Origin of the sequence: Streptomyces tendae, assembly GCF_008632955.1 — a bacterium.
In the GTDB taxonomy this organism is placed as follows: Bacteria; Actinomycetota; Actinomycetes; order Streptomycetales; family Streptomycetaceae; genus Streptomyces.
In genome coordinates this window covers 805,163-831,352 of the sequence record NZ_CP043959.1, presented here as the reverse complement: position 1 = coordinate 831,352, position 26,190 = coordinate 805,163, and the positions used below count along the sequence as shown (strand labels likewise).

Below are 26,190 nucleotides of genomic sequence, written 5' to 3'. Positions count from 1 at the left end.
CGGCTCAGCCCCCGCCGCTGCCGGAGCAGCCGAAGCCGCCGCGGTCGACGGCCTCGCTGCGGCTGAAGGTGCCGCGGTCGGCGTAGCCGTTGCTGACGTCGCCGTCGTAGTACCAGTCGGCGTTCGTGGCACGGGACCGGCTCTTGCCCGCGGAGCCGGAGGAGGACGAGCAGTTCTTGTCGGCGACGACCTTGTAGCCGTCGGCGAAGTCGTAGCTGTTGCGGTCCACGCACCGCCGGTCCGGGTCCGACCCGCAGGCCGACAGTGCCGCCGCGAGCACTCCCATGCCGCCCAGCACCACCGTGCTGGACCGCAGCCGTCGCCGTGTCTGCGCCATGCCCTTCGCTCCCCCTCGTGTCGCGCCGGCCCGTCCCCGTGTGGTCGCCGGCTCGCGGCGGACAGCCTAGAGACCGTGCGGGCCGCGCGCACGGGAGCCCCTCCTCCCGCCCGCCTGCCCGCTGACTGTTTGTCACCTCTTGGGCGTGATTGGCCGTCGGCGGTCACGGAACCACCACGGACACGGGTCACGGCAGGGCGCGGAGCAGGGCCTCCAGGGTGCCCGTCCAGGCGTGGTCGGGCGGGGTCGCGTAGCCGACCACCAGGGCGTCCCCGGCGGGGTCGGTCGCGTCGGGATGCCGGAAGCGTTCCAGGCCCTTGACGGCGAGCCCTTGCCAGGTGGCCGCCTGTTCGACCGACCGCTCGGTGCCGGGCGGCAGCCGCAGGACCGCGTGCAGGCCGGCCGCGACTCCGGTGACGCGGACGTGCGGCGCCCGTTCGGCGAGGGCCCGGACCAGGGCGTCGCGGCGCCGGCGGTAGCGCAGGCGGGCGGCGCGGACCTGCCGGTCGTAGGCGCCGGAGGTGAGGAACTCGGCGAGGGTGAGCTGGTCCACGACGCCGACGGAGCGGCCGCCGCCGTGGGTGAGGACGTCCGGCAGCAGCCAGGGCGGCACCACCATCCAGCCGAGCCGCAGGCCGGGGGCGAGGGACTTGCTGGCGGTGCCGAGATACACCACCCGGCCGGGATCCAGGTCCTGGAGGGCGCCGACGGGCTGGCGGTCGTAGCGGAACTCGCCGTCGTAGTCGTCCTCCAGGATCAGGCCGCCGGTGCGGCGCGCCCACTCGACCACGGCGGCCCGGCGCTCGGGGCGCAGCGCCCCGCCGAGCGGGAACTGGTGCGCCGGGCTGAGCAGCACCGCGTCGGCGTCGCCGGGGTCCTGGGCGCGGGTGCCGAGGGCGTCCCGGGCGAGCGGGACGGTCTCCAGGCCGGCGCGGGCGGCGAGGTCCCAGTGGACGTCCAGGCCGTAGGACTCCACGGCGAGGGTGCGGGCGCCGCGGGCCCGCAGCACCTCGCTCAGGAGTTGCAGGCCGTGCGCGAACCCGGAGCAGACCACCATGTGCTCGGGGTCGGCGCGCACGCCCCGGACCCGGGCGAGGTAGCCGGCGAGGGCCTCGCGCAGTTCCGGACGGCCTCGCGGGTCGCCGTAGCCGAAGGCGTCGTGCGGGGCGGCGGCGAGGGCGCGGCGGGTGGCCCTGACCCATTCGGTGCGGGGGAAGGAGGCGAGCTCGGGGACGCCGGGGGTCAGGCTGTACGGGAGCCGGCCGGGGGTGCGGCGGGGCGCGGGAGCCGGGGTGCGCGGGCCGGCGACGGGGCGCGCGGCGACCCGGGTGCCGGAGCCCTGGCGGGCGGTGAGCCAGCCCTCGGCGACCAGGTCGGCGTAGGCGTCGGCGACGGTGTTGCGGGCGATGCCCAGGTCGGCGGCGAGGGAGCGGGAGGACGGCAGCCGGGTGTCCGGGGCGAGCCGGCCGCTGCGGACCGCTTCGCGCAGGGCGTCGGTCAGGCCGCGCCGCAGTCCGGGCCCGGCCGGGTCGAGGTGCAGGTCGATGCCGAAAGTGGCCCAGCGTTCCGCCATGGAACTGGACCATACTCCTGGGCTTCCTCGCTCCTAGGGTCGACGGCATGACGAACACCGACACAACCAGGACGGCTCCGTACGCCGCCGAGGAGCCCGCCCGTCTGGAGTGGCCGAAGCACGCCCCCGAGGTCTACAAGGCGATGGTCCGGCTGGACGTCGCGGCCCGGAAGGGACTGGACCCGAAGCTGGCCGAGCTGGTCAAGGTCCGCGCCTCGCAGCTCAACCACTGCGCGTTCTGCCTGGACATGCACACCAAGGACGCCCTCGCGGCCGGGGAGAGCGTCGAGCGGATCATCCAGCTCGCCGCGTGGGAGGAGTCGCGGCACTTCTACACGGAGAAGGAGCTGGCCGCGATCGAGCTGACCGACGCGGTCACGGTCCTCACGGACGGCTTCGTGCCCGACGAGGTGTACCAGCGGGCCGCCAAGCAGTTCGACGAGGCGGAGCTGTCCCAGCTGATCGCCGCCATCGCGGTGATCAACGCCTGGAACCGGTTCGGCGTGACCTGCCGGATGACTCCGGGCCACTACCAGCCGGGACAGCACCACTAGACGATCAGGGCAGCCACTTCTCCCACACGGAGCGGTGGCTGTCCACCCACCTCTCCGCCGCCTCCTGCGGCGACAGCTTCTGCTCGGCGATCATCAGAGAGACCTCGTTCTGGTCCTCGGTCGTCCACCGGAAGTTCCTGAGCAGCTCGGCCGCTTCCCCGCCGCTGCGCGCGAAGTCCGCGTTGAGGTACTTCTGCAGCGGGGTGTGCGGATAGGCGCAGGCGACCTCGTCCGGTTCCGCGTCGCAGCCCTCCTCGTACGGCGGCAGCTTCACCTCCGTCATCGGCACCTGCTCGGACAGCCACTGCGGGGTGTACCAGTAGGTGAGGAAGGGCTTCTTCTCCTTGGCGAACTGCTGGATCTGGGTGATCTGCGCAGCCTCGGAGCCGGCGAACACCACCCGGTAGTCCAGCTTCAGGTTCTTCACCAGCGCCTTGTCGTTGGTGACGTAGGACGGCGAGCCGTCCAGCAGCTGGCCCCTGCCGCCGCTCTCCGGGGTGCGGAACTCATCGGCGTACTTGTTCAGGTTCTTCCAGTCGGTGACGTCCGGGTGCTCCTTCGCGAAGTACGTCGGCACGAACCAGCCGATATGCCCGGTGACGCCTAGGTCGCCGCCGGCCACGATGGTCTTCTTGTCCTCGACGTAGCGCTGCTCCTGGTCCGGGTGGCCCCAGTCCTCCAGGATCGCGTCGACCCTGCCCTGGCTGAGGGCGTCCCAGGCGGGCACCTCGTCGACCTGGACGGTGTCGACGCGGTAGCCGAGCTCGTGCTCCAGCAGGTACTGGGCGACGGCCACGTTGGCCTGGGCGCCGACCCAGGACTGCACCGACAGGGTGACCGTCCTGGCCCCTCGCGCGTTGGCGAACGGCGAGGCCTGCTTGGTCATGTCGGCGGCGCCGCACCCGGTCAGCAGCAGAAGCGCGGAGCCCGCCGCCACCGCGGGGATCGTACGGAATCGCATGTCACGCTCCCTTCTTCGCGCGGCGTTCGGTGGGCTGGGTCACCCGGTCGAGCATCAGGCCCAGGCAGACGATCGCGGCGCCGGCCACCAGACCGGTCGCCAGGTCGCCCTGGGCGAGACCGAAGACGACGTCGTAGCCGAGCGCGCCACCGCCGACCAGGCCGCCGATGATGACCACGGCGAGAACCAGGACCACGCCCTGGTTGACGGCGAGCAGCAGGGCCGGGCGGGCCAGCGGGAGCTGCACCTGACGCAGTTGCTGGGCGCCGGTCGCGCCGAGCGAGCGCGCGGACTCCAGGGCGGCCGGGTCCACCTGGCGCAGGCCCTGGGCGGTGATGCGGACGACGGCCGGCAGCGCGTAGACGACCGCCGCGGCGACGGCCGGGGCGCGGCCCACCCCGAACAGGGCGACCACCGGGATCAGGTACACGAACTGCGGCATGGTCTGGAAGACGTCCAGCACCGGGCGCAGCAGTTGTTCGACGCGGTCGCTGCGGGCGGTGGCCACCCCCGCGGCGAAGCCGATGACGAGGGTCACGGCGACGGCGGCGAGGACCTGCGACAGGGTGTCCAGCGACGGCTGCCACACGCCGAGCACCCCGATGGCGGCCATGGCGAGCACGGCGGTGAGCGTGGTGCGCCAGGTGCCGATCAGCCAGGCCAGGGCGGCCACGATCAGCAGCACGCCCCACCAGGGCAGCCACTGCAGCCCGTCGCGGAGCGGGTCGAGCACCCAGGTGGTGAAGCGGCCGGCCCAGTCGGCGGTGCCGCCGACCACGGGCACGCCCGAGTACAGGTGCGCGGTCATCCAGTCGACGGCCCGGTTGACGGGTTCGGCGAGGCCGACGACCCAGCTCTCGGGCCACTCCAGCCGGCCCGCGAAGCGTCCGGCGACCGCGACGACGCCCGCGCCGGCCAGGGCGTACGCCCCGAGCACGCGGGCGTTCGGGGCGGGCGCGTCGCCGAGGCGGGCGCCCGCCGCGCCGGTGACCCGGTCGAGGACGACGGCCAGCAGCACGATCGGGATGCCGGCGGCGAGCGCGGCCCCCACGTCGACGGAGGCCAGCGCCTGGTAGACGCGGTCGCCGAGACCGCCCGCGCCGATCACGGAGGCGATCACGGCCATGGACAGCGCCATCATGATCGTCTGGTTGAGGCCGAGCAGCAGTTCCTTGCGGGCCAGCGGGATGCGGGCGGTCAGCAGGCGCTGGCGGGCGGTCGTCCCGAGCGACTCGACCGCCTCCAGCACCTCCTTGTCCGCGCCGCGCAGCCCGAGCGCGGTGAGCCGGGCCATCGGCGGGGCGGCGTAGACGACCGTGGCCAGGACGGCCGCCGGGACGCCGATGCCGAAGACCAGCACCACGGGGAGCAGGTAGGCGAAGGCCGGCAGGACCTGCATGGTGTCGAGGACCGGGCGCAGGCCCCGGTGCGTGCGGTCGGACAGGCCGGCGGCCAGCCCGAGCAGCGCCCCGACCAGGACGGACACGGCGACCGCGACCACCATGAGGGCGAGCGTCTGCATGGTCGGCACCCACATGCCGAGCAGCCCGCAGGCGAGGAACGCGGCGGCGGTCCCGAGCGCCTGCCGGACTCCCGCCACGCGCCAGGCGGTCAGCGCGGCCACCGCGGTCACTCCCGCCCAGCCGACGGCGAGGAGGGCGAGATAGACGGCCCGTACGGCGATGACGACGACGTTGCTGACGTGTCCGAGGAAGTGGAGGAAGAGGGGGTGGGAGTCCCGGTTGTCGACGATCCAGTCACTGGCCCTGCCGAGCGGCCCGGAGAGGTCGACAGTGAGGGCGTCCGGCCAGGCCCCGCTCCCCCAGCGGCCCGCCGCGAGGGGGACCAGCACGGCCGCGACGACGGCGAGCGCGGCGAGCTTGCGGACGGCGGGGCGGCGGAGCACGCCCGGCGGTGCGGTGTTCGGCGTGGCCGCGGTGAGCGTCGCCATCACACGGGCTCCCCACCGGCGGCGGCAGCGGGCGGCGCGGCCGGCTCACCCCGCCGAGGGGGCACGTCACGGGGGTCCGGGGCCTCCGCGGCGGCCGGTACCTCGCGGGAGGTGCGGCCGGGCAGGGCCACGTCGCCGGCCACCACGTTCAGCAGGGCCTCCGCGTCGACCACGCCGACGCACCGGCCGGCGTCCAGGACGCGGGCGGAGGTGCCGGCCCGGGACACCGCCTCGATGGCTTCGGAGACCGTCGCGTCGGGGCGGACCGCGGGGCCGGTGTCCGCCTCGGTCGCGGAGGAGGCGGGGCGCATGGCCGTACGGACGGTCAGCACCTGCTCGCGGGGGACGTCCCGGACGAAGGCGCGCACGTAGTCGTCGGCGGGCGAGCCCACGATCTCCTCGGGCGTGCCGAGCTGGACCACGCGCCCGTCGCGCATCAGGGCGATGCGGTCACCCAGCTTGAGGGCCTCCTGGAGGTCGTGGGTGATGAAGACCATCGTGCGGCCCTCCTCGCGGTGCAGCCGCACGACCTCCTCCTGCATGTCGCGCCGGATCAGCGGGTCGAGCGCGCTGAACGGCTCGTCGAACAGCAGCACCTCGGGGTCGACGGCGAGGGCGCGGGCCAGCCCCACCCGCTGCCGCTGGCCGCCGGAGAGCTGGGCGGGTCTGCGCTGCTCCATGCCCTCCAGGCCGACCTTGGCGACGACCTCGGCGGCCTTCGCGCGCCGCTCGGACCGGCCCATGCCCTGGATCTCCAGGCCGTAGGCGACGTTGTCGAGGACGGTCCGGTGCGGCAGCAGGCCGAAGTGCTGGAAGACCATGGCGGCGCGGTGCCGGCGCAGCGCGCGCAGCCTGGCCTTGTCCATGGCGCGGACGTCCTCGCCGTCGATGACGATGCGGCCCGCGGTCGGCTCGATCAGCCGGGTGAGGCAGCGGACCAGCGTGGACTTGCCCGATCCGGACAGGCCCATGACGACGAAGACCTCGCCCTTGCGGACGTCGAAGGAGACGTCGCGGACGGCGGCCGTGCAGCCGGTGCGGGCGCGCAGCCCGGCCGGGTCGAGGGCGGCGAGCTCCGGGTCGCCGGGGACCCGGCCGGCCTTGGGGCCGAACACCTTCCACAGCCCGTCGACGGAGAACACGGGGGCGGCGGCGTCGGACGCGGGGGCGAAGGAGGCGGTCGCGGTCATCGGGCGTCACCACCGATCAGCTCGACGGCGCGCTCGCCGACCATCAGCACACCGATCATCGGGTTGACGGCGGTCATGGTCGGGAAGACGGACGCGTCCGCGATCCGGATGCCCTGCAGGCCCCTGATCCGCAGCTCGGGGTCGACCACGGCCAGGTCGTCGTCGGCGGCGCCCATCCTGCAGGTGCCCGCCGGGTGGTAGACGGTGTGCGCGACCTTGCGGGCGTACTCGCCGAGCTCCTCGTCGCCGGTGACGTCCGGGCCCGGGGCCACCTCGCGCTTGAGCCAGTGGGCGAGCGGCTCGGTCTTCGCGATCTCGCGGGCGATGCGGATGCCGTCCACCAGGGTGCGGCCGTCGTAGTCGTCCTCGTCGGTGAAGTAGCGGAAGTCCAGGGCGGGCTTGACCTCGGGGTCGGCGCTGGTGAGGTACAGCCGTCCGCGGCTCTTCGGCTTGGGGATGTTCGGGGTCATGGAGACGCCGGACTCCGGCCGCTCGTAGCCCAGTCGCTCCGGGTTGTCGGTGAACGGGATCTGGTAGAAGTGGAACATCAGGTCGGGGCTCGCGTGTTCGGGGTCGCGGCGCACGAACAGCCCGGCGTCGGAGTCCATCGCGGAGTTCTCCGGGATGGGTCCGTCCGTCTCCCAGACGATCACCGACTCGGGGTGGTCGAGGAGGTTCTCGCCGACACCGGGCAGATGGTGCGCCACGGGTATGCCGAGCGCCTCCAGGTCGGCCCGGGGCCCGATGCCGGAGTGCAGCAGCAGGCGCGGCGAGTCGACGGCGCCCGCGCACAGCACCACCTCGTTGCGGGCGCGCACCAGCACCTCCTCGCCGTCCTTCGTGCGCACGTGCACTCCCTCGGCGCGGCTGCCGTTCAGCTCCAGCCGGTACGCCCAGGTCTCCAGCCAGAGCGTCAGGTTGGGCCGCTCGTCCATCACCGGGTGCAGATACGCCACCGACGCCGAGGAGCGCTTGTTGTTCTCGGGGTGGTAGGCCAGGTCGAAGAAGCCGACGCCCTCGGTGAACGGCTTCTTGTTGAAGCTCTCGATGCGGGGCACCTCGAGCGCCGTCCGCGCGGCGTCGACGAAGTCCCGGGCGATGGCGTTCCGGTCCTTCTCGTCGACCGGGACGATGTTGTTCTTCAGGCGCGCGTAGTACGCCTCCATCTGCACGGCGCCCCAACCCTTGGCGCCGGCCTGCTCCCACTCGTCCCAGTCGGACGGCAGCGGCTTGAAGGCGATCAGGGTGTTGTGCGAGGAGCAGCCGCCGAGGACGCGGGCGCGGCTGTGCCGGATGTGCGAGTTGCCGCGTGGCTGCTCGGTGGTGGGGTAGTCGTAGTCGAGTTCGCCGCCGAGCAGGCCCATCCAGCGGCGCAGCGTCAGTACGTCGTCGCGGCCGACGTCGCTGGGGCCGCCCTCGATGACGGCGACGGTGACGTCCGGGTTCTCGGTGAGGCGGGAGGCGATGACGGAACCAGCGGTTCCGCCGCCTATGACCACGTAGTCGTAGACAGGTGGGTTCAGGGTCACGGGCTACTCCAAGGGCTCGGACTGAAGGGACGCCCGGGGAGGGGCGCCCTTGAAGGGGCGCGGGCTGCGTGGGCATGCGGCTCCGCCGCGTGGGCGCGATCAGCCCGCACGGCACCGCGGTCGCCACGCGACGTGCGCGTTCCACGGCACCGCGAGCCGCGGCGTCAGCCGCGGAACCAGCGCACCGGCGCCGGTGCCAGGTTCTGGTAGACGTGCTTGGTCTCGCGGTACTCGGCGAGCCCGGCCGGGCCGAGTTCGCGGCCCGTGCCGCTCCTGCCGAAGCCGCCCCACTCGGCCTGCGGGAGATAGGGGTGGAAGTCGTTGATCCACACGGTGCCGTGCCGCAGCCGTCCGGCCACCCGCCGCGCCCGGCCGGGGTCGGCGGTCCACACGCCGCCGGCCAGCCCGTACTCGGTGTCGTTGGCGAGGGCGACGGCCTCGTCCTCGGTGCCGAAGGTCTCGACGGTGAGGACCGGCCCGAAGACCTCCTCGCGCACCACGCGCATCGCGCGGTGGCAGCGGTCGAGGACGGTCGGCTCGTAGAAGTAGCCGGAGGCGGGGCGTTCCGGGGACGGCTCGGGGCGCTTGCCGCCGCAGCGCAGCACCGCGCCCTCCTTGAGGGCGGACTCGACGTAGTTCTCGACCTTGTCGCGCTGCTGCGCGGAGACCAGCGGGCCGCACTCGACGCCGTCCTCGGTGCCCCGGCCTAGCCGGATCCGCTCGGCGCGGCGGGCGAGTTCGGTGACGAAACGGTCCCGCACGGACTCCTCGACGATGAGCCGCGCACCGGCCGAGCACACCTGCCCGCTGTGGATGAAGGCCGCGTTGAGGGCCTGGTCGACGGCGGTGTCGAAGCCCTCCTCGGTGGCGCAGGCGTCGGCGAAGACCACGTTGGGGTTCTTGCCGCCGAGTTCCAGGGCCACCTTCTTCACGGACGGGGCGGCGGCCTGGGCGACCTTGATGCCGCTGACCAGGCCGCCGGTGAAGGAGACGAGGTCGACGTCCGGGTGCTCGGCCAGCCGGGCGCCGACGGTGTGGCCGGGACCGGTGACGATGTTGGCGACGCCCGCGGGCAGTCCCGCCTCGGCCAGCAGGCCGATGAGGGCGACGGTGGTCAGCGGGGTGATCTCGCTGGGCTTGACGACGAAGGTGTTGCCCGCCGCGAGGGCCGGCGCGATCTTCCAACTCGCTTGCAGGAGCGGGTAGTTCCACGGGGTGATCAGCGCGCAGACTCCGACCGGCTCGTGCACCACGACGCTGTGCACGTCGGGTGAGCCGGCGTCGACCACCCGGCCGGGCGCCTCGGCGGCGACCAGGTCGGCGAAGTAACGGAAGGCGTCGGCCACGCAGTCGATGTCGACGCGCCCCTCCTCGGCGGTCTTGCCCGCGTCCCGGCTCTCCAGCAGGCCCAGTTCCTCCCGGTCCCGTGCAAGGAGTAGGGCCACGCGGCGCAGCAGCGCGGCCCGCTCGGCGACGGGGGTGCGCGGCCACGGGCCCTCGTCGAACGCGCGGCGTGCGGCGGCCACCGCGAGGTCGGTGTCCTTCTCGTCCCCCTCGGCGACCAGGGCGAACGGCCGGGCGTCCGCCGGGTCGAGGATCTCCCGGGTGGCCCCGGAGACGGCGGCCCGCCACTCGCCTCCCGCGTGGATGGTGTCGCGCGCTCGAAGTTCTGTGCTGTCCGCCATGATCGGTTACTGCCTTCCGTTCCTGTTCAGCACCCGGGGGTCACAGGGGTGCTACCCGGGACCGGGTGCTCCTGCCCAAGGGGCCCGGATGCATGCGAGATCCGTGGCCGGAAGTGCGCCCCGTCACGGGCGGAGTGGAACAGGTGGGGCGGAACGGGAGGAAGGGTGCGGGGAAGGGCGGTCGTGCGGAACACGGCGGTCATGGGGCGCGGGCCGGACGCGGGACGACCGGAGGGCGCGCCGGATCACTCCGGGGAGCAGGTCGTGGACGGCGGGCAGAAGTGCGCGAGGGCCGTCAGCACCAGGTCCAGTTCGGGATCGATGCCGTCGGTGGCCGCCCCGTACGCGGCGATCGCGTACACCTTGCCGTCACCGGGTGCGCGGAAGCGCACGTCCTGGATGTGCCAGCTGCCCACCTCGGGTTCGCCGCGCAGGGAGTGGGCCCGGTACTCCAGCCGCATCCCGGACGTCTCCCCCGTCTCGACGGGCAGCAGGGCGACCTTCTCGAAGCCCTCCGCCTTCGGTGTCCCGTCCGACAGGAACACCTCGAAGGACTCCTCCGGCGAGGGCTCCGCGATCTCGTACACCTGGAGCCGGCGGAACCCGTCGGGGGCGCGGTAGTTGACGACGTCCATGCCGTGCTGGGACGTCACGCTCTCTCGCTCCCAGCCGGTCGGGCGGGCGATGGTGAAGCCCTCGGGGTCCTCGTGGAGTTCGTAGCCCTCGGGGAGTTCCGGCGTCCCGCCGGACGGGGAGGACGAGGGGTCGGACGACGGTTCCACGCCGCTGGTGCCCACGTCCGTCGGACCGGGCGCCTCCTCGTCGGCCGGTGGCGGTGCCTGCGTGCCGGCCGCGCCGCCGGCCCGGTCGCCCGGACGGCCGTCCGTGCCGTCGTCCCCGAGGACCGACGTCAGGATCAGAGCCACGGCGACACCGGCCGCGGCGGCCCCGCCCAGCACGCCCCACACCAGCCGGCGGCCGGCGAACGGCCGGGCGGCGGGCCGCGGCGGCTCCGGCAGGGACCAGTTCTCGGCAGGAAGCGGGGGCAGTACGCCCGTCGGCGCGTCCGGGTCCGGCACACCGCCCGGGCCCACGTCGGGGCGGGCGGAGGAACTCCGGACGGGCGGGGGCGGCGGCGTGGCCGGGGCGGTGGTGCCGTCCTCCCAGCGTTGGGTGTCCTCGTTCCAGTACCGCTGTCCCCCGGTCATGGCGTCCCTCTCACATTCCCAGCAGCCCGGCGACGGTCCCGGCCGACGCGAACAGGGTCAGGATGCTCTGGGCGTCCGCGAGACCCTCGCGCAGCCGCCGCACACGGCCCTCGCCGGCCGTACCGGTCCGGGTGATCTCCTCCTCGGTCTCGGCGAGGGTCGCGTCCAGGCGTGCGGCCTGCTCGTTCTCCCTCAGCCGGGCGAGGTCGCCGCGCAGTTCACGCACGGCCGCCAGGAGCTGCTCTGCGGTCTCGTCCCGCGCCGGCGCGGCGGTGTTCCGGGTCTCCGCGCGGGCGTTCGCGCCGAACGCGAAGGCGGAGTTGTCGGCGCGGCCGATGCTGACGTTGGGCTCGTCGGATGCCATCGCTAGTCGGATCCCTTCTGCGGCGCGGAGCCGCCCCTCGTCTCGGCGCGCGCGTGGTCGCCGAAGGCGAACGAGGAGTTGTCGGCGCGCCCGATGTGCACCGCGCCGTTGCTGATGTTGACGATCTTCTGGACGAACTCGCCGGTCTCGTAGCCCGCTTCACCCAGGGCCAGCCGCACCCCGCGGCTGACGCGGTCCTGGACGCTGCGCAGGTACCGGGCGACGTCCATCTCCTGGAAGGTGGACCCGCGGCCGACCGCGGCCAGTTCCCGCACCGACAGGGCGGGCCCGTCGGGCAGCGCCTGCGCGTGGCCGCCGGTCAGCAGCCGCCACGCGTAGGGCACGCCCCGGCCGAGGGTGAGCAGCGCGTCGCCGACGGAGCGGGGCACCCGGACGGCCGCGCCGGCGATCCGGCCCGTCCGGTTGTCGTGGAACCCCTGCCAGGTGCGGTCGGCGTCCTTGAAGTCCGCGCGGACCGGGGCGAGCACGTGCGGGGCGACCTCCAGCATCAGCATCCGGCCCTGCGTGTGGAGGCGGACGAAGACGGTGACGACCAGCTCCTCCTCCCAGCCGCCGACGCGGATGCGCAGGAAGTGCCGTCGCTTCTCGCCGCCCTCCTCCACGGCCCGGGTCCGGTGCTGCTCGAACTCCGCCGCTCCGTACGGCGCCTCGTCGCGGCGGAGCAGTCCCTCGACGGGCAGGAACACGCACTCGTCGATCTCCAGGCGGCGCAGCCGGTCCCGGACACCGGGGCCCGCGTACTCGGAGGGCACCCGCAGCTGCTCCAGCAGGGGCCGGATCCGGTCGAGGATCGCCCGGTTGCTGAGCGGCTGCTGCTCCTTCTCCTCGTCCGGCCGCAGTTCGACGGCGAGCACCCAGGTGTCGTGCGCCCTGCCCGCCCCGCAGAACGGCCGCGCCTCCTGGTACATGACGAGCGGCGCGTGCTGTTCCAGCCGGATGCGGTGCGTCAGCCGCCGGAACCGCTGCCCGGGGGCCTGCTCGGCGAGGTCGCCGGTGGCGTCGGGGAAGCGGGCCGGGGAGAGTTCCACGGTGAGGACGCGGGCGAACTGGTCGCGCCGGCCGGCCACGCACAGGCCGATGAGGACGAGCACGCCGATCCCGAACCAGGCCTGCCACGGGCGGACGCCTGCCGTGATGCTCTCGGCGACCGAACCCAGGACATCGCCGCCGCCGGAGTCGTAGGAGGACGCGTACCCGGAGTCGCCGTCCTCCCCGCCGCCGAACGCGGCGGCGCCCAGGGTGAACAGGAACCACACGGTCGCGGCGCGGCCGCACCAGCGGAACACGGACGCGGCGGTCCCGCGCACCAGGGACGCGAAGGCGAGCAGCAGGCCGGGGATCAGGAAGTAGGCGAGCAGGCCCCCGCTGACCAGCGTGCCCACCACCCACAGGCCGAGGATCGCCGCCGCCCACTGCGTCTCCAGACGCCGGGCGCGCAGCGCGTGGGCGAGGACCCGGGCGGCGTCGAAGCCGAGCGAGGGTGCCACGACCCGCTGCTCGTTGAGGTAGAGCTCGTCGATGACACGGTTGCGGTAGACGGGGTCCAGGTAGGTCCCCACGCACAGCAGCCTCGACGCCTCGCTGGCGTACGGGGGCACGGGCGGCAGGCCGGCCGTCGTCCCGTCCGTGTGCTGTGGCTGCTGCGGCACGTAGGCAGTGCTCACGCGGATCCCCCGATACGCGAATGGCGACACCGCCACGAGGAGTGACGGGCCATCAGCATAGGGGAAGGGCGTGCCCGGGCGAACCGGTTTGACAGGGGTGGCGGTTGGGGCCGCAGCGGCGCGGGGCCCCGTACCGGGCGAACCGGTACGGGGCCCCGCGAAGGGTGGGGGAGACGGGGATCAGATGAGGCCGAGGCCGCGGACCGCCTCGCGCTCCTCCTCGAGCTCCTTGACGGAGGCGTCGATTCGGGTCCGGGAGAACTCGTTGATCTCCAGCCCCTGGACGATCTCGTAGGCGCCGTCCTTCACGGTGACCGGGAAGGAGGAGATGAGGCCCTCGGGCACCCCGTAGGAACCGTCGGACGGGATGCCCATGGAGACCCAGTCACCCTCCGGGGTGCCGTTGACCCAGGAGTGGACGTGGTCGATGGCGGCGTTGGCGGCGGAGGCGGCCGACGAGGCGCCACGGGCCTCGATGATGGCGGCGCCGCGCTTGGCGACGGTCGGGATGAACTCCTCGGCCAGCCACTTCTCGTCGTTGACGACCTCGGCGGCGTTCTTGCCGGCCACCGTGGCGTGGAAGATGTCGGGGTACTGGGTGGCGGAGTGGTTGCCCCAGATGGTGAGCCGCTTGATGTCGGCGACCGTCGAGCCCGTCTTCTTCGCGAGCTGGGTCAGCGCGCGGTTGTGGTCCAGGCGGGTCATCGCGGTGAAGCGCTCGGCCGGGACGTCCGGGGCGGCGGCCTGGGCGATCAGGGCGTTGGTGTTGGCCGGGTTGCCGACGACCAGGACGCGGATGTCGTCCGCGGCGTGGTCGTTGATGGCCTTGCCCTGGGGCTTGAAGATGCCGCCGTTGGCCTCGAGGAGGTCACCGCGCTCCATGCCCTTGGTACGAGGGCGGGCGCCGACGAGCAGACCGACGTTGGCGCCGTCGAAGGCCACGTTCGGGTCGTCCGTGATGTCGATGCCCTGAAGGAGGGGGAACGCGCAGTCGTCGAGCTCCATGGCGGTGCCCTCGGCGGCCTTGAGCGCCGGGGTGATCTCCAGCAGGCGCAGCTTGACCGGCACGTCCGCGCCGAGCAGCTGGCCGGAGGCGATGCGGAAGAGCAGGGCGTAACCGATCTGGCCGGCCGCGCCGGTGACGGTGACGTTCACGGGAGTGCGGGTCATGGCGTTCTCCGTATGACAGCTGGCGGTGGGGCGGTCCCTGCCCCCTGGTGCGGGATCCCGCTCCGGCTCGTGACCGGCATCCGCCACGATGATCGATCACCGGTTCGAATGATCGATCTCTTGGCGTCAAGAGAGATCCAGCGGTCAGGCTATCGCGCATCCGAGGGCGCGCACGGCCGGGCTCCCTGTGGCCCGTCCCACAGAGTCACCGTCCGGGCACCGGGTAACCGGCAACGGCGAAGAGACGGGGGGAGAGAGGGGCGGCCGCTCCGTCCGGGAGAGGTGGGGACGGGGCGGCCGCCGTCCGGGACCGACCGTGCCGGAATCCCGTGGGGGTACTTTTCGCGTGCCCGCCCTCCGACGCACCATTCGCATCACCACGGATCCCTCACATGTAAGGACCCTTACGGCCCACGCAGATGAGGGATCCGGCCACCGTGCCCGGGCGGCGCCCGCTACCCGGTGCAGCCCTTCTCACCGGTCGCGGCCAGCACCGCGCAGGCCTTGGCCTCGGTGGCACTGCCGGCCGGCACCATCGGGGTGTACGTGACGGTGTCACCGGCCGCGTCGACGGAGTCGGTCTGCCGGAAGGCGCCCGCCGCGATCTCGACCGCGTCGCCCTGCGTGGCCTGGGTGATGCGCCCCCACGCGGCACCGCAGACCTTGCTGTAGCGGACCTCGACGGTGGTGGCGCCGACGGTCGCCGTGCTCGCCGTGGTGACCAGGTCGCCGCTGCACCCCATGACCTCGGCGTCCTTGCCGTCACAGCTCTCGCCGCTGCACTTCACACCCGGGGGAAGCTTGGCCTCCTTGGTGACGGTGGGCGACGGGGAGGCCTGCGCCTTCTTCCTGTCGTCCTCGGTCCCGGTGACGTACAGCGCGGCGGCGACCACCACCAGCGCGCCCAGCGCGCCGACGAGGAACGTCGCCGTACGCCGCCGGCCCGCGGGCCGGCCGGAACCGCCGTCGCGACCGGACGGGGCCACGGGCGGCGGGCCGTAACCGCCCGCCGCGGACGCCCCGGGGCCGTACGCCCCCGGATGCACGGCGTCCGGCGCGGCGACCCCCCAGGAGTTGACGCCGGGCGTGCCGGTGCCGCCGGCCGCGTCGCGCACGTCGGTGGCGGTGGGCTGCGGTGGCACGCTCGGTGACACACCGGCCGGGCCGGCGACCCCCGGACGCGCCGCGCCCCCGCGCGAGCGTCCGCCGCCGCCCGACGGCGGGCCGGCCAGCTCGCTGAGCGCGGCCCGCGCCTGCGAGATCCGGATCGCCTCCATGGTCATGTCGTGCCGCATCTCCGAGCGGCTCCATGCGCGCTCGGCGAGCTCCCACATGGTGGTGAGGTGCACCGGGTTGGTCCCGGTGACCTCGGCCAGGGCCACGATCGCACCCTTCGGCGCGAGCAGCCGCCCGTTCAGATAGCGCTCCCAGGACGTCTTGCTGTAGCCCGTGCGGTCGGCGACGGACGCGACGCTCAGACCGCTGCGGTCCACCAGCCGCCTGAGCTGACTGGTGAACTCTCTGATCTGCGGATCGAGTTCCTCCGGCAAAGCCTTCCAACGAGGCATTGCTCTCCCCCTCTTCCCCCCGGTTCGTGCTGGTGTTTCCCTCGCGCATGGTGCCCATTGCCACGTCCCGACTGGCTACCCACAGGGATGCCACCGGGCCGGGTCCCAGTTCCCGGGGTGGGGGCGCACGGGAGCAACAGGGCGCGTGCGGCGTCGCCCGCCCGGTTGCTCGCGCCCCAGTGTCCCACCGGTCGGTCCCCCGCCCGAACGGAACCCCGGAACCCACGCATGAGTCTTCGCAAGGCTGTACGGGGATTCCGGGCCACGTACCGGAACGGTCACTTCCGTGCCACAGCGGCCGGGCAGCCGTTGAACAGGCCGTTCACCGTGCAGGAGTGTGGTGCGCGGCGGCGGCCCGTCCTCTCACGGGGGTGTGGACGGGCCGCCGTCCCGGCCGGCCGCCCGGCTCAGCTGTCGACCGTGAAGTGCAGCATGTCCTGCAGGAAAGGGATCTGCAGCAGCGGATCCGGCTGCACCATCAGCGCCAGCACCACGATCACCAGACCCAGTCCGCCGTACGTGACGATGTCGGTGAAGCGGGAGCGCACGGCGAGCATCCCGACGTCGGGCACCACCCACCGCAGCACGGCCCCGGCCAGCAGCGCCGCGCCGATCAGCAGCAGCCCGACCCGGAACACGTCCAGCGCGGTCAGCAGCAGACCGAGGCCCACCGCGAGCAGCACGGCCAGGATCGGCCATTGCCGGGCGGGCGCCGGCGCGTCACCGGGGGCCGCCCGGCCGCCGCCCTCGGGGCGCGCGGTGTCCCGGGTGAACAAGGGGAACCGGCGCGTGACCCGGCGCGGTCGGCCCTCGGCGTCGGGCGCGCTGACCGGGTCGCGGACGGTGAGATTCTCGGTCTCCTCCGGTACCGCGGGGGCGTCGGAGGTGTCCGGTGCGTTCCGCTCAGCCGACACTGCGCTCCGCCGCCTCGACCACGTTGACCAGCAACTGGGCACGGGTCATCGGGCCGACGCCGCCGGGGTTCGGCGCGACCCAGCCGGCCACCTCGGCGACGCCCGGGTGGACGTCGCCCACGATCTTGCCCTCGGCGCTGCGGGAGACACCGACGTCGAGGACGGCCGCACCCGGCTTGACGTCCTCCGGCCGGATCAGATGGGCGCTGCCCGCGGCGGCCACGATGATGTCCGCGCGGCGCAGGTGCGCCGACAGGTCACGGGTGCCGGTGTGGCACTGGGTCACGGTGGCGTTCTCGCTGCGCCGGGTCAGCAGCAGCGGCATCGGGCGGCCGATGGTGACGCCGCGCCCGACGACCACGACCTCGGCGCCCTTGATCTCCACGCCGTGGCGGCGCAGCAGGGTGATGATGCCGTTGGGGGTGCAGGGCAGCGGGGCCGGCTCGTTGAGGACGAGGCGGCCGAGGTTCATCGGGTGGAGGCCGTCGGCGTCCTTCTCCGGGTCCATCAGCTCGAGGATGCGGTTCTCGTCGATGCCTTTGGGGAGCGGCAGCTGGACGATGTACCCGGTGCAGGCCGGGTCCTCGTTCAGCTCGCGGACGACCGCCTCGATCTCCTCCTGCGTGGCGGTGCCGGGCAGTTCGCGCTGGATGGAGGCGATGCCCACCTGGGCGCAGTCCCGGTGCTTGCCGGCGACGTACTTCTGGCTGCCGGGGTCGTCCCCCACGAGGATCGTGCCGAGGCCGGGCGTGACGCCCTTCTCCTTCAGCGCCGCCACGCGGGCGGTCAGATCGGACTTGATCTCGGCTGCGGTGGCCTTGCCATCGAGAATCTGGGCGGTCATGGCCCCATCCTCGCGGATGACCGGCCCCCGGTTCCAATCCGCCCGCATTCCGGTCCGCCGCGCTGGGCCGTACCGGGCCTTCGCCTCACCACCGGTACCGATCCGGGCAAGATCACGATGTTGCACTTGCACAACACCTGTGTCGTACGGCTGGACAAGGAAAGGAACGGTCAAGAACGATGAGCGCACAGTGCCGCGGGCAGAACCGGGGGGACGGACCGCATCTGTAGTACTTCCTCCGCGACGTGCCTCGCGTCGTCCCCGCACCAGCAGCGCAACGGAGGAAGAAGCGCCATGAGTTACGGCGACCCGAACAACCCCTACGGGGCTCCCCAGGGCCAGCCGCCCGGTTACGGCTACCCCCAGCAGCCCGGCCAGCCCGGCTACGGGTACCCCTCGGCCCCGCCGGCGGCCCAGCCCTACGGCGGCGGTTACGTCCCCACGCAGATGCCCGGCATCACGCGCGCGGCGCAGATCCTGCTCGGCGTGATCGCCGTCGCACACGTGATCATCGCGGCTGTGTACGGCGTGGCGCTGGCGCAGTGGGACGAGCAGATGCGCGAGGCAGGCATCACCGGTGACGCCGAGGCCGAGCGCTTCGCCGACCTGGGCAAGGGCGTCGTCGTCTTCTTCGCCGGCCTGGCCGCCGTCTTCGCGATCCTCGGCCTCGTCCTTCTGCTGCAGTACGCCAAGGGCGGCAGCTCGGTCCGCGTCTGCTCGATCGTGTACGCGTCGTTCGCGATCGTCAGCGGCCTCTTCGCACTCGCCCTCTACCTGCTCGGCCTGGTCATCTGGGTCGTGTCGATCCTGGTGATCGTGTTCTGCGCGAAGCGGGCCAGCACCGAATGGTTCCGGCGCCCGAGGTACTGATGCGCGGGCGTCCGCCCGCCGCACACGTCACGAGGCCGTGTCCCCGTTCCCGGGGGACACGGCCTCGGTGCGTTCCGGGGGCGCCCCGGACACCGCACCGCGCCTTTCACGCCACCTCCGCACCCCCGGGCCGCACCCGATCTCGGGAGGCCCGGCGGCGGGGTGCCGTCCGCGTCCTCGCGGAGCGTGCGCGCCCCTGCTGGCCGGTCGCGCAGGCGGGCCGTGTCCCCGGGGCTGCGGGGACACGGCCCGCTCTCACGCGCGTCAGTGGAAGAAGTGCCGCGTGCCCGTGAAGTACATGGTCACGCCCGCCTTCTTCGCGGCCTCGACGACCTGCTCGTCGCGGACCGAACCGCCGGGCTGGACGACGGCCTTCACGCCGGCCTCGGTGAGGATCTCCAGGCCGTCGGGGAACGGGAAGAACGCGTCCGAGGCGGCGAAGGAGCCCTGGGCCCGCTCGGCACCGGCCCGCTCGACGGCGAGCTTCGCGGAGTCGACGCGGTTGACCTGGCCCATGCCGACGCCGACGGAGGCGCCGTCCTTGGCGAGCAGGATCGCGTTGGACTTCACCGCGCGGCATGCCTTCCAGGCGAACGCCAGGTCGGCCAGCTCGGCCTCGCCCAACGCCTCACCGGTGGCCAGCGTCCAGGTGGACGGGTCGTCGCCCTCGGCCTGGAGGCGGTCGGTGACCTGGAGCAGCGCGCCGCCGTCGATCGGCTTGACCTCGACCGGGGCGGACGGCGCCTCGGGGGCGCGCAGCACGCGGATGTTCTTCTTCTTAGTGAGCGCCTCCAGGGCGCCCTCCTCGTAGTCCGGGGCCACGATGACCTCGGTGAAGATCTCGGCGACCTGTTCGGCCATCTCCTTGGAGACCGGGCGGTTCACCGCGATCACCCCGCCGAACGCCGACAGCGGGTCGCAGGCGTGCGCCTTGCGGTGCGCCTCGGCGACGTCCGCGCCGACCGCGATGCCGCACGGGTTGGCGTGCTTGATGATCGCGACGGCCGGGGCGTCGTGGTCGTACGCGGCACGGAGCGCGGCGTCCGTGTCCGTGTAGTTGTTGTACGACATCTCCTTGCCGTGCAGCTGCTCGGCCTCGGCGAGGCCGCCCCCCGCTGCGGAGCCGCTGTGGGACACGGTCGATACGTAGAGCGCGGCCGGCTGGTGCGGGTTCTCGCCGTAGCGGAGGGTGTTCTTGCGCTCCCAGGTGGCGCCGAGGAAGTCGGGGAACTGCGAGTCGTCGACGGGTGCGTACTCGGAGGCGAACCAGGAGGCGACCGCCACGTCGTAGGCGGCCGTGTGCTGGAAGGCCTCGGCGGCGAGCCGCTTGCGGGTGGTGAGGTCGAAGCCGCCGTCCTGGACCGCGGCGAGGACGTCGCCGTAGCGGGCGGGGCTGGTGACGACGGCGACCGACGGGTGGTTCTTGGCGGCGGCACGGACCATCGAGGGGCCGCCGATGTCGATCTGCTCCACGCACTCGTCGGGCGTGGCACCGGAGGCGACGGTCTCGCGGAACGGGTAGAGGTTCACGACCACGAGGTCGAACGGCTCCACACCGAGGTCCTTCAGCTGCTGCTGGTGGTCGGCGAGGCGCAGGTCGGCGAGGATGCCGGCGTGGACCTTGGGGTGCAGCGTCTTGACGCGGCCGTCCAGGCACTCGGGGAAGCCGGTGAGCTCCTCGACCTTGGTCACGGGGACGCCCGCGGCGGCGATCTTCGCGGCGGTGGACCCGGTGGAGACGAGCTCCACCCCGGCCTCGTGCAGGCCGCGCGCGAGATCTTCGAGGCCGGTCTTGTCGTAGACGCTGACGAGCGCCCGTCGAATGGCCCGCTTGTTGCTCTCGGCGGTCACTGGATAACTACCTTTCGTCCCTCGATGCGATAGCCGTTGCGGGCGAGCCGCCCCACGACCTCGACGAGCAGCTTTCGCTCGACTTCCTTGATGCGCTCGTGCAGAGCGCTCTCGTCGTCCTCGTCCCGGACCTCCACCACGCCCTGCGCGATGATCGGTCCGGTGTCGACGCCGTCGTCGACGAAGTGGACGGTGCAGCCGGTGACCTTGGCGCCGTACGCGAGCGCGTCCCGTACGCCGTGGGCTCCCGGGAAACTGGGCAGCAGGGCGGGGTGGGTGTTCACGAACCGCCCGCCGAAGCGCGCGAGGAACTCCTTCCCCACGATCTTCATGAACCCGGCGGACACCACGAGGTCGGGCTCGTACGCGGCGACCGCCTCGGCGAGCGCCGCGTCCCATTCCTCCCGAACCGGGTGGTCCTTGACCTTGCACACGAAGGTCGGCAGCCCGGCACGCTCGGCCCGGGCCAGCCCCTCGATGCCCTCGCGGTCGGCGCCGACCGCGACGACCTCGGCCCCGTAGGCCTCGGTGCCGGTGGCGGCGATCTCGTCGAGGAGCGCCTGGAGGTTGGTGCCGGATCCGGAGACCAGCACGACGAGACGCCTGGCGCGCTCGGCCACGGGCTTGGCGGCCACGGTGGGGCCCTTTCTCGGGGAGCGTCTGTACGGTCGGCGGCACAGCGCTTTGTACATTCCTACGAATGCTTCGCGCCCCGTGATACGGGGAAGCCTACGAAGCGGCCGACCGGCAGCAACGATACCGGCACTCCCGACGGGCCCCCACGGGACGGGGGCCTGGCCGGAAGGTAGCGTCTGGTGGGAGCCGGCCGGGGTACGCCGGTCCCTGGACGCCGGGGCGCACGGGAACGCCGACCGCGCACCGATCGTTCACAGGGCGACGGACCCGGGCCGCGCGGAGCTGACGGGAACGCACCAGCTCACAGCTCACTCGTAGTCGATAGGTCGTGCGAGGCGGTCACGCCGGACCACGCCGTGCTTCACAAAGGGGAAGACGCTCACTTGATGCCGGACCGCAGCCTGCGACTCCTCACGTTCCCCCAGCAGTCGGCCCAGGGAGGGGAGCGTGGCGCCGTGCTGCTGCGGGAGCGCCCCTCCTCGCCGCCCGACGCCCCCCGCGGCGACGGCGACGACCGCCGTGACGGCCAGGGCCAGGACTCCCGAGGCGGCCAGGGGGCCGGCCAGGACGACAATCCGTTCGCGCCCCCGCCGGAGGGCACGCCCGACCGCCCCTGGCAGCCCCGGCACCCCTCGGGCGGCGAGGACGGGGGCAACCGCTCCCCGTGGGGCCGCAACTGGAGCGACCGCCAGCCCGGCCGCTCCTCCGGCGGCTTCGGCGAGCGCCCGCGCGGACCGGAGGGCCAGGGCGGCGGCGGCCAGCCGGGTCCGGGCATGCGCTGGGACCCCACGGACCCGGCCCAGCGGCGCGCGCGCTACGCCCTGCTGGGCGGCATGTGGGCCTTCTTCTTCGCCCTCTTCAGCTGGACGTACCTGGCGCTGCTGCTGGGTGCGCTGGCCCTGTACTGGAGCATCAGCGCCCTGCGCGCCAAGCCCCGTGCGCAGGACCCGGACACCCCGGCGCCCGAGCGGCAGAAGGGCCGGCCGCAGACCACGGCCGCGGTGAGCGGCCTGGTCACGGCGTCGCTGGCGCTGGTTCTGGTGGCCGGGTCCTTCACGGCCCGCCTGGTCTTCAGCGACTACTACGAGTGCACCAGCGACTCCCTCACGCAGCAGGCCCGCCAGTCCTGCGGCGAGCACCTGCCGGAGTTCTGGCGAGGGCTGCTGGACGAGGAGAGCTGATCAAGAGGCCTCGAAGGCTGCCGAACCCCGTCCGTCCGCTCACGCGGGCGGGCGGGGTTCTCCGTTCGCGGGGGCCGACCGCCACTGGCGTACGTCGAGGGCCGAGGGCGGGCCGTCGTCGTCGCCGGGGAGCGGACAGGGGTCGTCGTCGTCCGGATCGAGCCCCGGCAGGTCGGAGAGCCCGCGCGGGGGCGCGGGGTCCGTCGCCGGTGTGACGGGGGGCCGCCGGTCGTGGCCGGGCGCGGGCCGCGGACGGAGGCCGGCGGTGCCGTCGCGGTCGTAGTCGTCGCGGTCGTAGTCGTGGTCGAGCAGCAGGTACGGGTCGTCCTGGGCGACCGGTGCGGCCGGCCGGGGGATCCCGGCACGCTTCCGGCTGAACCAGCGGTGGCGGGGGCGCCGGGTCCGGTGGACGGCGCGCGGGAGGACCGGACGGCGCGGCGCGGGAGCACGGCCCGGACGGCCGTCCCCGCGCCGGTACAGCCGCCGACGCCGCCAGGCCCGTACGGTCAGGGCGCTGACGGCCGCCGTCAGCGCGATCCACACCACCGTCGCCGCGCCCACCTGCCACCACACCGGCCCGAACCGGGCGAGGGCGTCCGTGCCCAGTGGTCCGCCCGCCAGCCCCGCGAGCAGTGCCAGCAGCACCCCGCACAGCCCGGCCGCGAGGGCCGCCGCGCCCGCGGTCCGGCCCGGCGTCCAGGCGGCGGCGGGCGGTCCGCCGCCTCTCGCGGCCCCGCGGCCGACGCACCGGCCCACCACCGCACCGGCCGCCAGCGGCACCGCCCCGGCCGCCCAGTGCACCGCCGTGCCCGCGCCCGGGTCGGGCACCGCGGCCAGCAGCGGGAACGGCGGCAGGAGCGGCGCCGCCCCGGAGGCGAGCGGCGTGACCGGGGTTCCGGCGCCGAGCAGGAAGCCGGGTCCGAGGGCGTAGGCCGCCGCCCACACGGCGGCGTTCGGCAGCAGGGTGAGGCAGAGCAGCCCCACCGCGAGCCACCCCGACCAGCCCTCGGTCAGCCGCCCGAACGCCGAGCGGGTCTCCCCGGCGTGCGCGCCCAGCGACACCGCCAGCAGCACCGCCCCGCCCGCGACGAGCACCGCCGCCCCGGCCGCCGCCGCCCGCGCCGCGACACCCGGGCGGCCGTCCGGCCCCAGCACCAGATGGCGTACGCCCCGGGGCAGCACCGTGCCCAGCAGCTGCTCCAGCGGCCCGCTCGGACGGCCGTACGCGGTCCACACCCCGGTCCCGGCGGCCACCACGGCGACCAGCGGCACGCACACCGCCGTCCCCGGCCACGCGGGACGCAGCGCGCCGCCGGCCGCGTAGAGGGCGGCGGGGGCGGAGACGGCGAGGTAGCCGAGGACGACACCGGTCCACGCGGTACGGCCGGGGACCAGCCGGGCATGGTCCCGGGCGCCGCCCTCGGCGGCGTCGCGGGCCGCCCGGTGCAGCAGCCACACCGGCACCACGAGAAGCAGCAGCGGGGGCACGCCCATCGGGGCCGGGCCGCCGGAGAGGGTGTCGACGCGGACCAGTTCGGTGCCGTGCGCGAGCAGCCACAGCGCCGTCGCGACGTGCAGGGCGCCACCGGGCCCGCTGTCGGGGTAGGGCGAGCTGACCCACAGCAGCATCACGAGGACGGTGCACGCCGCGAGGCCCAGCCCGGCGGCGAGGGCACCCCCGGCGAGCCCGGAGGCCAGCCCCGGCGAGCGGTGGCGCACCCGCAGGAGCAGGGAGGCCGGCAGCGAACGGCGGACGGTCGTCTGGATCACGCCCGCCATGCTCCCAACGACACGCGCTTATGCGGCGTAACGAGCGAAGCCCGGTTGTGTCGCTCAATATACGTTTATGTACTTTTCTGTACTGAGGGACGCCCAGTGACGCGGAGCCCTGCCCCTCCGCTCCCCCCGCCCAGGGAACGCCGACGCCTGCGTGAGGCGGGCTCGCTGACGCGCGCTCAGCTCGCCGAACGGGTCGGCGTACGGCCCGACACGGTGCGTGCGTGGGAATCCGGCCGCAGCGCACCGCGCGGCCGGAACCGGAAGGCGTACGCGGAACTGCTGGCCGGCCTCAAGGCGACGGCGGACGGCGGGGCGGCGACGGACGGCGGGGCGGCGGCGGACGCGGTGACGGTGACCGGGGCGTCCGCCGAGCCGGTGGGCCGTCAGGTGAGAGAGGTGGCGGCCATGGTGACGGTCCGTCCGGAGAGGACGGGGGGCGGCGGCGCGGACGGAGCGGTGGCGCCGGACCTCGAGGCGTTCGTGCTGGAGCCGTCCGGGACGGGGCCCGTGCGCGAGCGCAGGGCTCCCTCGTGGGTGCGGTCCGCCGCCGGCTGCGAGGCCTTCCCGTACCTGACGCCAGCTCAGGCCTTCGACGCGCTGTACGCGTACTGCGCCCCCGCCCTCGTCCGGCAGGCGTATCTCCTCACCGGCCGCCGCGACCTTGCCCACGAGTCCGTGGAGCGGGCCTTTCAGCGGGCGTGGGACCACTGGCCCGAGGTGGCCCGCGACCCCGACCCGGCCGGCTGGGTGCGGGCGGCGGCGCACGAGTGGGCCCTCTCGCCGTGGCACCGGTTGCGCCGCCGCTACCGGCACCCCGAGCCCCCGCCGCCGGAGGAGGACGACCGCACACTGCTGGAAGGGCTGCTGAGCCTGCCGCCGTCGTACCGCCGCACGCTCGTGCTGTACGACGGCGTCGGCCTCGGCCTGCCCGAGACGGCGGCGGAGACGGAGGCCAGTACGCGGGCGACGGCCGGGCGGCTGATGTACGCGAGGGAGACCCTCGCCGCGCGCGTGCCGGAGCTGGCCGACCCGCGGGAGCTGCACCACCGGCTGGCCGAGCTGGCGTCCACGGGGCGGCTGCGGGCGGCGGAGCCGTCGGCGGTACGTGGCGGCAGCGAGCGCCGGGCGCGCTTCTGGACCCGGACGGCGACGGCCTTCACGGTCGTGCTGATCGGCGCCACGGCATTGACGCTGCACACGGCTCCCACGCACTACGTGCCGCCCGTGCCGCCGGGCGAGACGGTCCAGGGCGTCCCGCCGCGGATGGCGCCGGGACCGCTGTCGGACGACCGGCGCGACCGTCTGCGCGAGGCCCCGCACCACGGCCCGGAGCGCCTGACGCCGCAGGCCCGCTGAGCCCGGGCCGCACCGGGACGGAACGACGGGTGGGCCCGTCCCCCCTGCGGGGAACGGGCCCACCCGTACGGTGCGCTGTCGCGCCGGCGGTTCAGCCGGCGAGGATGGCGCGCGCCAGCTTGGCGGTCTCGGTCGGCGTCTTGCCAACCTTGACGCCGGCGGCCTCAAGGGCCTCCTTCTTCGCCTGCGCGGTGCCGGAGGAGCCGGAGACGATGGCGCCGGCGTGACCCATGGTCTTGCCCTCGGGCGCGGTGAAGCCCGCGACGTAACCGACGACCGGCTTGGTCACGTTCTTCGCGATGTACTCCGCGGCACGCTCCTCGGCGTCGCCGCCGATCTCGCCGATCATGACGATCAGGTCGGTCTCGGGGTCGGCCTCGAACGCGGCGAGCGCGTCGATGTGCGTGGTGCCGATGATCGGGTCGCCACCGATGCCGACGGCGGTCGAGAAGCCGATGTCACGCAGCTCGTACATCATCTGGTACGTCAGCGTGCCGGACTTCGAGACCAGGCCGATGCGGCCCGGCTTGGTGATGTCGCCCGGGATGATGCCGACGTTGGACTGGCCCGGCGTGATGATGCCGGGGCAGTTCGGGCCGATGATCCGGGTCTTGTTGCCCTTCTTGCCGGCGTACGACCAGAAGGCGGCCGAGTCGTGCACGGCGATGCCCTCGGTGATCACGACGGCCAGCGGGATCTCGGCGTCGATGGCCTCGACGACCGCGTCCTTGGTGAACTTCTCCGGCACGAAGATGACGGAGACGTTGGCGCCGGTCTTCTCGATGGCCTCCTTGACGGTCCCGAAAACGGGTACCTCGGTGCCGTCGAAGTCCACGGTCTGACCCGCCTTGCGCGGGTTCACGCCGCCCACGACGTTCGTGCCGTCACCGAGCATGAGCTTCGTGTGCTTCATGCCCGTGGCGCCGGTCATGCCCTGGACGATGACCTTGCTGTCCTTGTTGAGCCAGATAGCCATGGTGTGTT

22 protein-coding genes are annotated in these 26,190 nt (G+C 73.7%); 4 read left to right on the top strand and 18 right to left on the bottom strand.

What is annotated here, in order from left to right; all coding sequences use genetic code 11:
• Positions 1-4 precede the first annotated feature (4 nt).
• Both F3L20_RS03990 and F3L20_RS03985 read right to left on the bottom strand, forming a co-directional pair.
• Positions 5-337: a hypothetical protein gene (locus tag F3L20_RS03990; RefSeq protein WP_150152255.1), complete on the bottom strand. Its 333-nt coding sequence runs from the start codon at positions 335-337 to the stop codon at positions 5-7.
• 187 nt (positions 338-524) lie between these two features.
• Entirely contained in the window at positions 525-1,910 is a 1,386-nt protein-coding gene (locus tag F3L20_RS03985; RefSeq protein WP_150152253.1) for a PLP-dependent aminotransferase family protein, read from the bottom strand.
• A gap of 47 nt (positions 1,911-1,957) precedes the next feature.
• On the opposite strand from F3L20_RS03985, the gene F3L20_RS03980 reads away from it, so the two are divergent.
• Positions 1,958-2,464 (top strand): carboxymuconolactone decarboxylase family protein, encoded by a 507-nt coding sequence (locus F3L20_RS03980; protein ID WP_150152251.1) that lies wholly within the window; start codon positions 1,958-1,960, stop codon positions 2,462-2,464.
• 4 nt (positions 2,465-2,468) lie between these two features.
• On the opposite strand, the gene F3L20_RS03975 is transcribed toward F3L20_RS03980, so the two are convergent.
• From F3L20_RS03975 to F3L20_RS03920, 12 genes are all read right to left on the bottom strand, one after another.
• Positions 2,469-3,425: an ABC transporter substrate-binding protein gene (locus tag F3L20_RS03975; RefSeq protein WP_150152249.1), complete on the bottom strand. Its 957-nt coding sequence runs from the start codon at positions 3,423-3,425 to the stop codon at positions 2,469-2,471.
• Position 3,426: 1 nt separating this feature from the next.
• Positions 3,427-5,376 (bottom strand): ABC transporter permease, encoded by a 1,950-nt coding sequence (locus F3L20_RS03970; protein ID WP_150152247.1) that lies wholly within the window; start codon positions 5,374-5,376, stop codon positions 3,427-3,429.
• Positions 5,376-6,566, bottom strand: coding sequence for a quaternary amine ABC transporter ATP-binding protein (locus tag F3L20_RS03965; protein WP_276615859.1), 1,191 nt, complete (start codon positions 6,564-6,566; stop codon positions 5,376-5,378). Before F3L20_RS03965 ends, F3L20_RS03970 begins: the two co-directional genes overlap by 1 nt.
• Entirely contained in the window at positions 6,563-8,095 is a 1,533-nt protein-coding gene (locus F3L20_RS03960) for a GMC family oxidoreductase (protein WP_150152245.1), read from the bottom strand. Before F3L20_RS03960 ends, F3L20_RS03965 begins: the two co-directional genes overlap by 4 nt.
• Positions 8,096-8,259: 164 nt before the next feature.
• Positions 8,260-9,780, bottom strand: coding sequence for an aldehyde dehydrogenase family protein (locus F3L20_RS03955; RefSeq protein WP_150152243.1), 1,521 nt, complete (start codon positions 9,778-9,780; stop codon positions 8,260-8,262).
• A gap of 245 nt (positions 9,781-10,025) precedes the next feature.
• Complete coding sequence (locus tag F3L20_RS03950; RefSeq protein ID WP_150152241.1) at positions 10,026-10,988, bottom strand: hypothetical protein; 963 nt, start codon at positions 10,986-10,988, stop codon at positions 10,026-10,028.
• A gap of 10 nt (positions 10,989-10,998) precedes the next feature.
• Positions 10,999-11,352, bottom strand: coding sequence for a hypothetical protein (locus tag F3L20_RS03945; protein WP_150152239.1), 354 nt, complete (start codon positions 11,350-11,352; stop codon positions 10,999-11,001).
• Positions 11,353-11,354: 2 nt separating this feature from the next.
• A complete protein-coding gene (locus F3L20_RS03940) occupies positions 11,355-13,037 on the bottom strand; it encodes a hypothetical protein (RefSeq protein WP_167534457.1) in 1,683 nt (560 codons plus the stop codon).
• Between the two features lie 180 nt (positions 13,038-13,217).
• On the bottom strand, positions 13,218-14,207 hold the full coding sequence (locus tag F3L20_RS03935) for a malate dehydrogenase (RefSeq protein ID WP_150152237.1): 990 nt from the start codon (positions 14,205-14,207) through the stop codon (positions 13,218-13,220).
• Positions 14,208-14,662: 455 nt separating this feature from the next.
• Positions 14,663-15,775, bottom strand: coding sequence for a helix-turn-helix domain-containing protein (locus F3L20_RS03930; RefSeq protein WP_150152235.1), 1,113 nt, complete (start codon positions 15,773-15,775; stop codon positions 14,663-14,665).
• 407 nt (positions 15,776-16,182) lie between these two features.
• Complete coding sequence (locus tag F3L20_RS03925; protein ID WP_150152233.1) at positions 16,183-16,689, bottom strand: DUF3017 domain-containing protein; 507 nt, start codon at positions 16,687-16,689, stop codon at positions 16,183-16,185.
• On the bottom strand, positions 16,679-17,533 hold the full coding sequence (locus F3L20_RS03920; protein WP_150152231.1) for a bifunctional methylenetetrahydrofolate dehydrogenase/methenyltetrahydrofolate cyclohydrolase: 855 nt from the start codon (positions 17,531-17,533) through the stop codon (positions 16,679-16,681). Before F3L20_RS03920 ends, F3L20_RS03925 begins: the two co-directional genes overlap by 11 nt.
• A 294-nt stretch (positions 17,534-17,827) precedes the next feature.
• On the opposite strand from F3L20_RS03920, the gene F3L20_RS03915 reads away from it, so the two are divergent.
• Positions 17,828-18,403, top strand: a complete 576-nt coding sequence (locus tag F3L20_RS03915; protein ID WP_150152229.1) for a proline-rich domain-containing protein — start codon at positions 17,828-17,830, stop codon at positions 18,401-18,403.
• A gap of 264 nt (positions 18,404-18,667) precedes the next feature.
• Here F3L20_RS03915 and purH read toward each other — a convergent pair whose 3' ends face one another.
• Together purH and purN are read right to left on the bottom strand one after the other, a co-directional pair.
• Positions 18,668-20,254: a bifunctional phosphoribosylaminoimidazolecarboxamide formyltransferase/IMP cyclohydrolase gene (purH, locus tag F3L20_RS03910; RefSeq protein ID WP_150152227.1), complete on the bottom strand. Its 1,587-nt coding sequence runs from the start codon at positions 20,252-20,254 to the stop codon at positions 18,668-18,670.
• Complete coding sequence (purN, locus tag F3L20_RS03905) at positions 20,251-20,889, bottom strand: phosphoribosylglycinamide formyltransferase (RefSeq protein ID WP_150152225.1); 639 nt, start codon at positions 20,887-20,889, stop codon at positions 20,251-20,253. The genes purH and purN overlap by 4 nt, the downstream gene beginning before the upstream one ends.
• A gap of 387 nt (positions 20,890-21,276) precedes the next feature.
• Here purN and F3L20_RS03900 point away from each other — a divergent pair, with 387 nt between their 5' ends.
• The gene (locus F3L20_RS03900; RefSeq protein WP_150152223.1) at positions 21,277-22,071 is read left to right on the top strand and encodes a hypothetical protein; all 795 of its coding nucleotides are present in this window, start codon (positions 21,277-21,279) and stop codon (positions 22,069-22,071) included.
• Between the two features lie 39 nt (positions 22,072-22,110).
• Here F3L20_RS03900 and F3L20_RS03895 read toward each other — a convergent pair whose 3' ends face one another.
• Positions 22,111-23,850 (bottom strand): cell division protein PerM, encoded by a 1,740-nt coding sequence (locus F3L20_RS03895; RefSeq protein ID WP_150152221.1) that lies wholly within the window; start codon positions 23,848-23,850, stop codon positions 22,111-22,113.
• 96 nt (positions 23,851-23,946) lie between these two features.
• Between F3L20_RS03895 and F3L20_RS03890 the strand changes: the two genes are divergently transcribed.
• Positions 23,947-25,206: a helix-turn-helix domain-containing protein gene (locus F3L20_RS03890; RefSeq protein ID WP_150152219.1), complete on the top strand. Its 1,260-nt coding sequence runs from the start codon at positions 23,947-23,949 to the stop codon at positions 25,204-25,206.
• Positions 25,207-25,297: 91 nt separating this feature from the next.
• On the opposite strand, the gene sucD is transcribed toward F3L20_RS03890, so the two are convergent.
• Positions 25,298-26,182 carry a succinate--CoA ligase subunit alpha gene (gene sucD, locus F3L20_RS03885; protein ID WP_145830011.1) on the bottom strand — a complete coding sequence of 295 codons (885 nt, stop codon included), beginning with the start codon at positions 26,180-26,182 and terminating at the stop codon, positions 25,298-25,300.
• Between the last annotated feature and the right edge of the window lie 8 nt (positions 26,183-26,190).

Bases quoted from the DNA above. Each gene is read 5' to 3' on its own strand.
- F3L20_RS03990 (WP_150152255.1), bottom strand. From the start codon at position 337: ATGGCGCAGACACGGCGACGGCTGCGGTCCAGCACGGTGGTGCTGGGC.
- F3L20_RS03985 (WP_150152253.1), bottom strand. From the start codon at position 1,910: ATGGCGGAACGCTGGGCCACTTTCGGCATCGACCTGCACCTCGACCCG.
- F3L20_RS03980 (WP_150152251.1), top strand. From the start codon at position 1,958: ATGACGAACACCGACACAACCAGGACGGCTCCGTACGCCGCCGAGGAG.
- F3L20_RS03975 (WP_150152249.1), bottom strand. From the start codon at position 3,425: ATGCGATTCCGTACGATCCCCGCGGTGGCGGCGGGCTCCGCGCTTCTG.
- F3L20_RS03970 (WP_150152247.1), bottom strand. From the start codon at position 5,376: ATGGCGACGCTCACCGCGGCCACGCCGAACACCGCACCGCCGGGCGTG.
- F3L20_RS03965 (WP_276615859.1), bottom strand. From the start codon at position 6,566: ATGACCGCGACCGCCTCCTTCGCCCCCGCGTCCGACGCCGCCGCCCCC.
- F3L20_RS03955 (WP_150152243.1), bottom strand. From the start codon at position 9,780: ATGGCGGACAGCACAGAACTTCGAGCGCGCGACACCATCCACGCGGGA.
- F3L20_RS03950 (WP_150152241.1), bottom strand. From the start codon at position 10,988: ATGACCGGGGGACAGCGGTACTGGAACGAGGACACCCAACGCTGGGAG.
- F3L20_RS03945 (WP_150152239.1), bottom strand. From the start codon at position 11,352: ATGGCATCCGACGAGCCCAACGTCAGCATCGGCCGCGCCGACAACTCC.
- F3L20_RS03935 (WP_150152237.1), bottom strand. From the start codon at position 14,207: ATGACCCGCACTCCCGTGAACGTCACCGTCACCGGCGCGGCCGGCCAG.
- F3L20_RS03930 (WP_150152235.1), bottom strand. From the start codon at position 15,775: ATGCCTCGTTGGAAGGCTTTGCCGGAGGAACTCGATCCGCAGATCAGA.
- F3L20_RS03920 (WP_150152231.1), bottom strand. From the start codon at position 17,533: ATGACCGCCCAGATTCTCGATGGCAAGGCCACCGCAGCCGAGATCAAG.
- F3L20_RS03915 (WP_150152229.1), top strand. From the start codon at position 17,828: ATGAGTTACGGCGACCCGAACAACCCCTACGGGGCTCCCCAGGGCCAG.
- F3L20_RS03900 (WP_150152223.1), top strand. From the start codon at position 21,277: ATGCCGGACCGCAGCCTGCGACTCCTCACGTTCCCCCAGCAGTCGGCC.
- F3L20_RS03895 (WP_150152221.1), bottom strand. From the start codon at position 23,850: ATGGCGGGCGTGATCCAGACGACCGTCCGCCGTTCGCTGCCGGCCTCC.
- sucD (WP_145830011.1), bottom strand. From the start codon at position 26,182: ATGGCTATCTGGCTCAACAAGGACAGCAAGGTCATCGTCCAGGGCATG.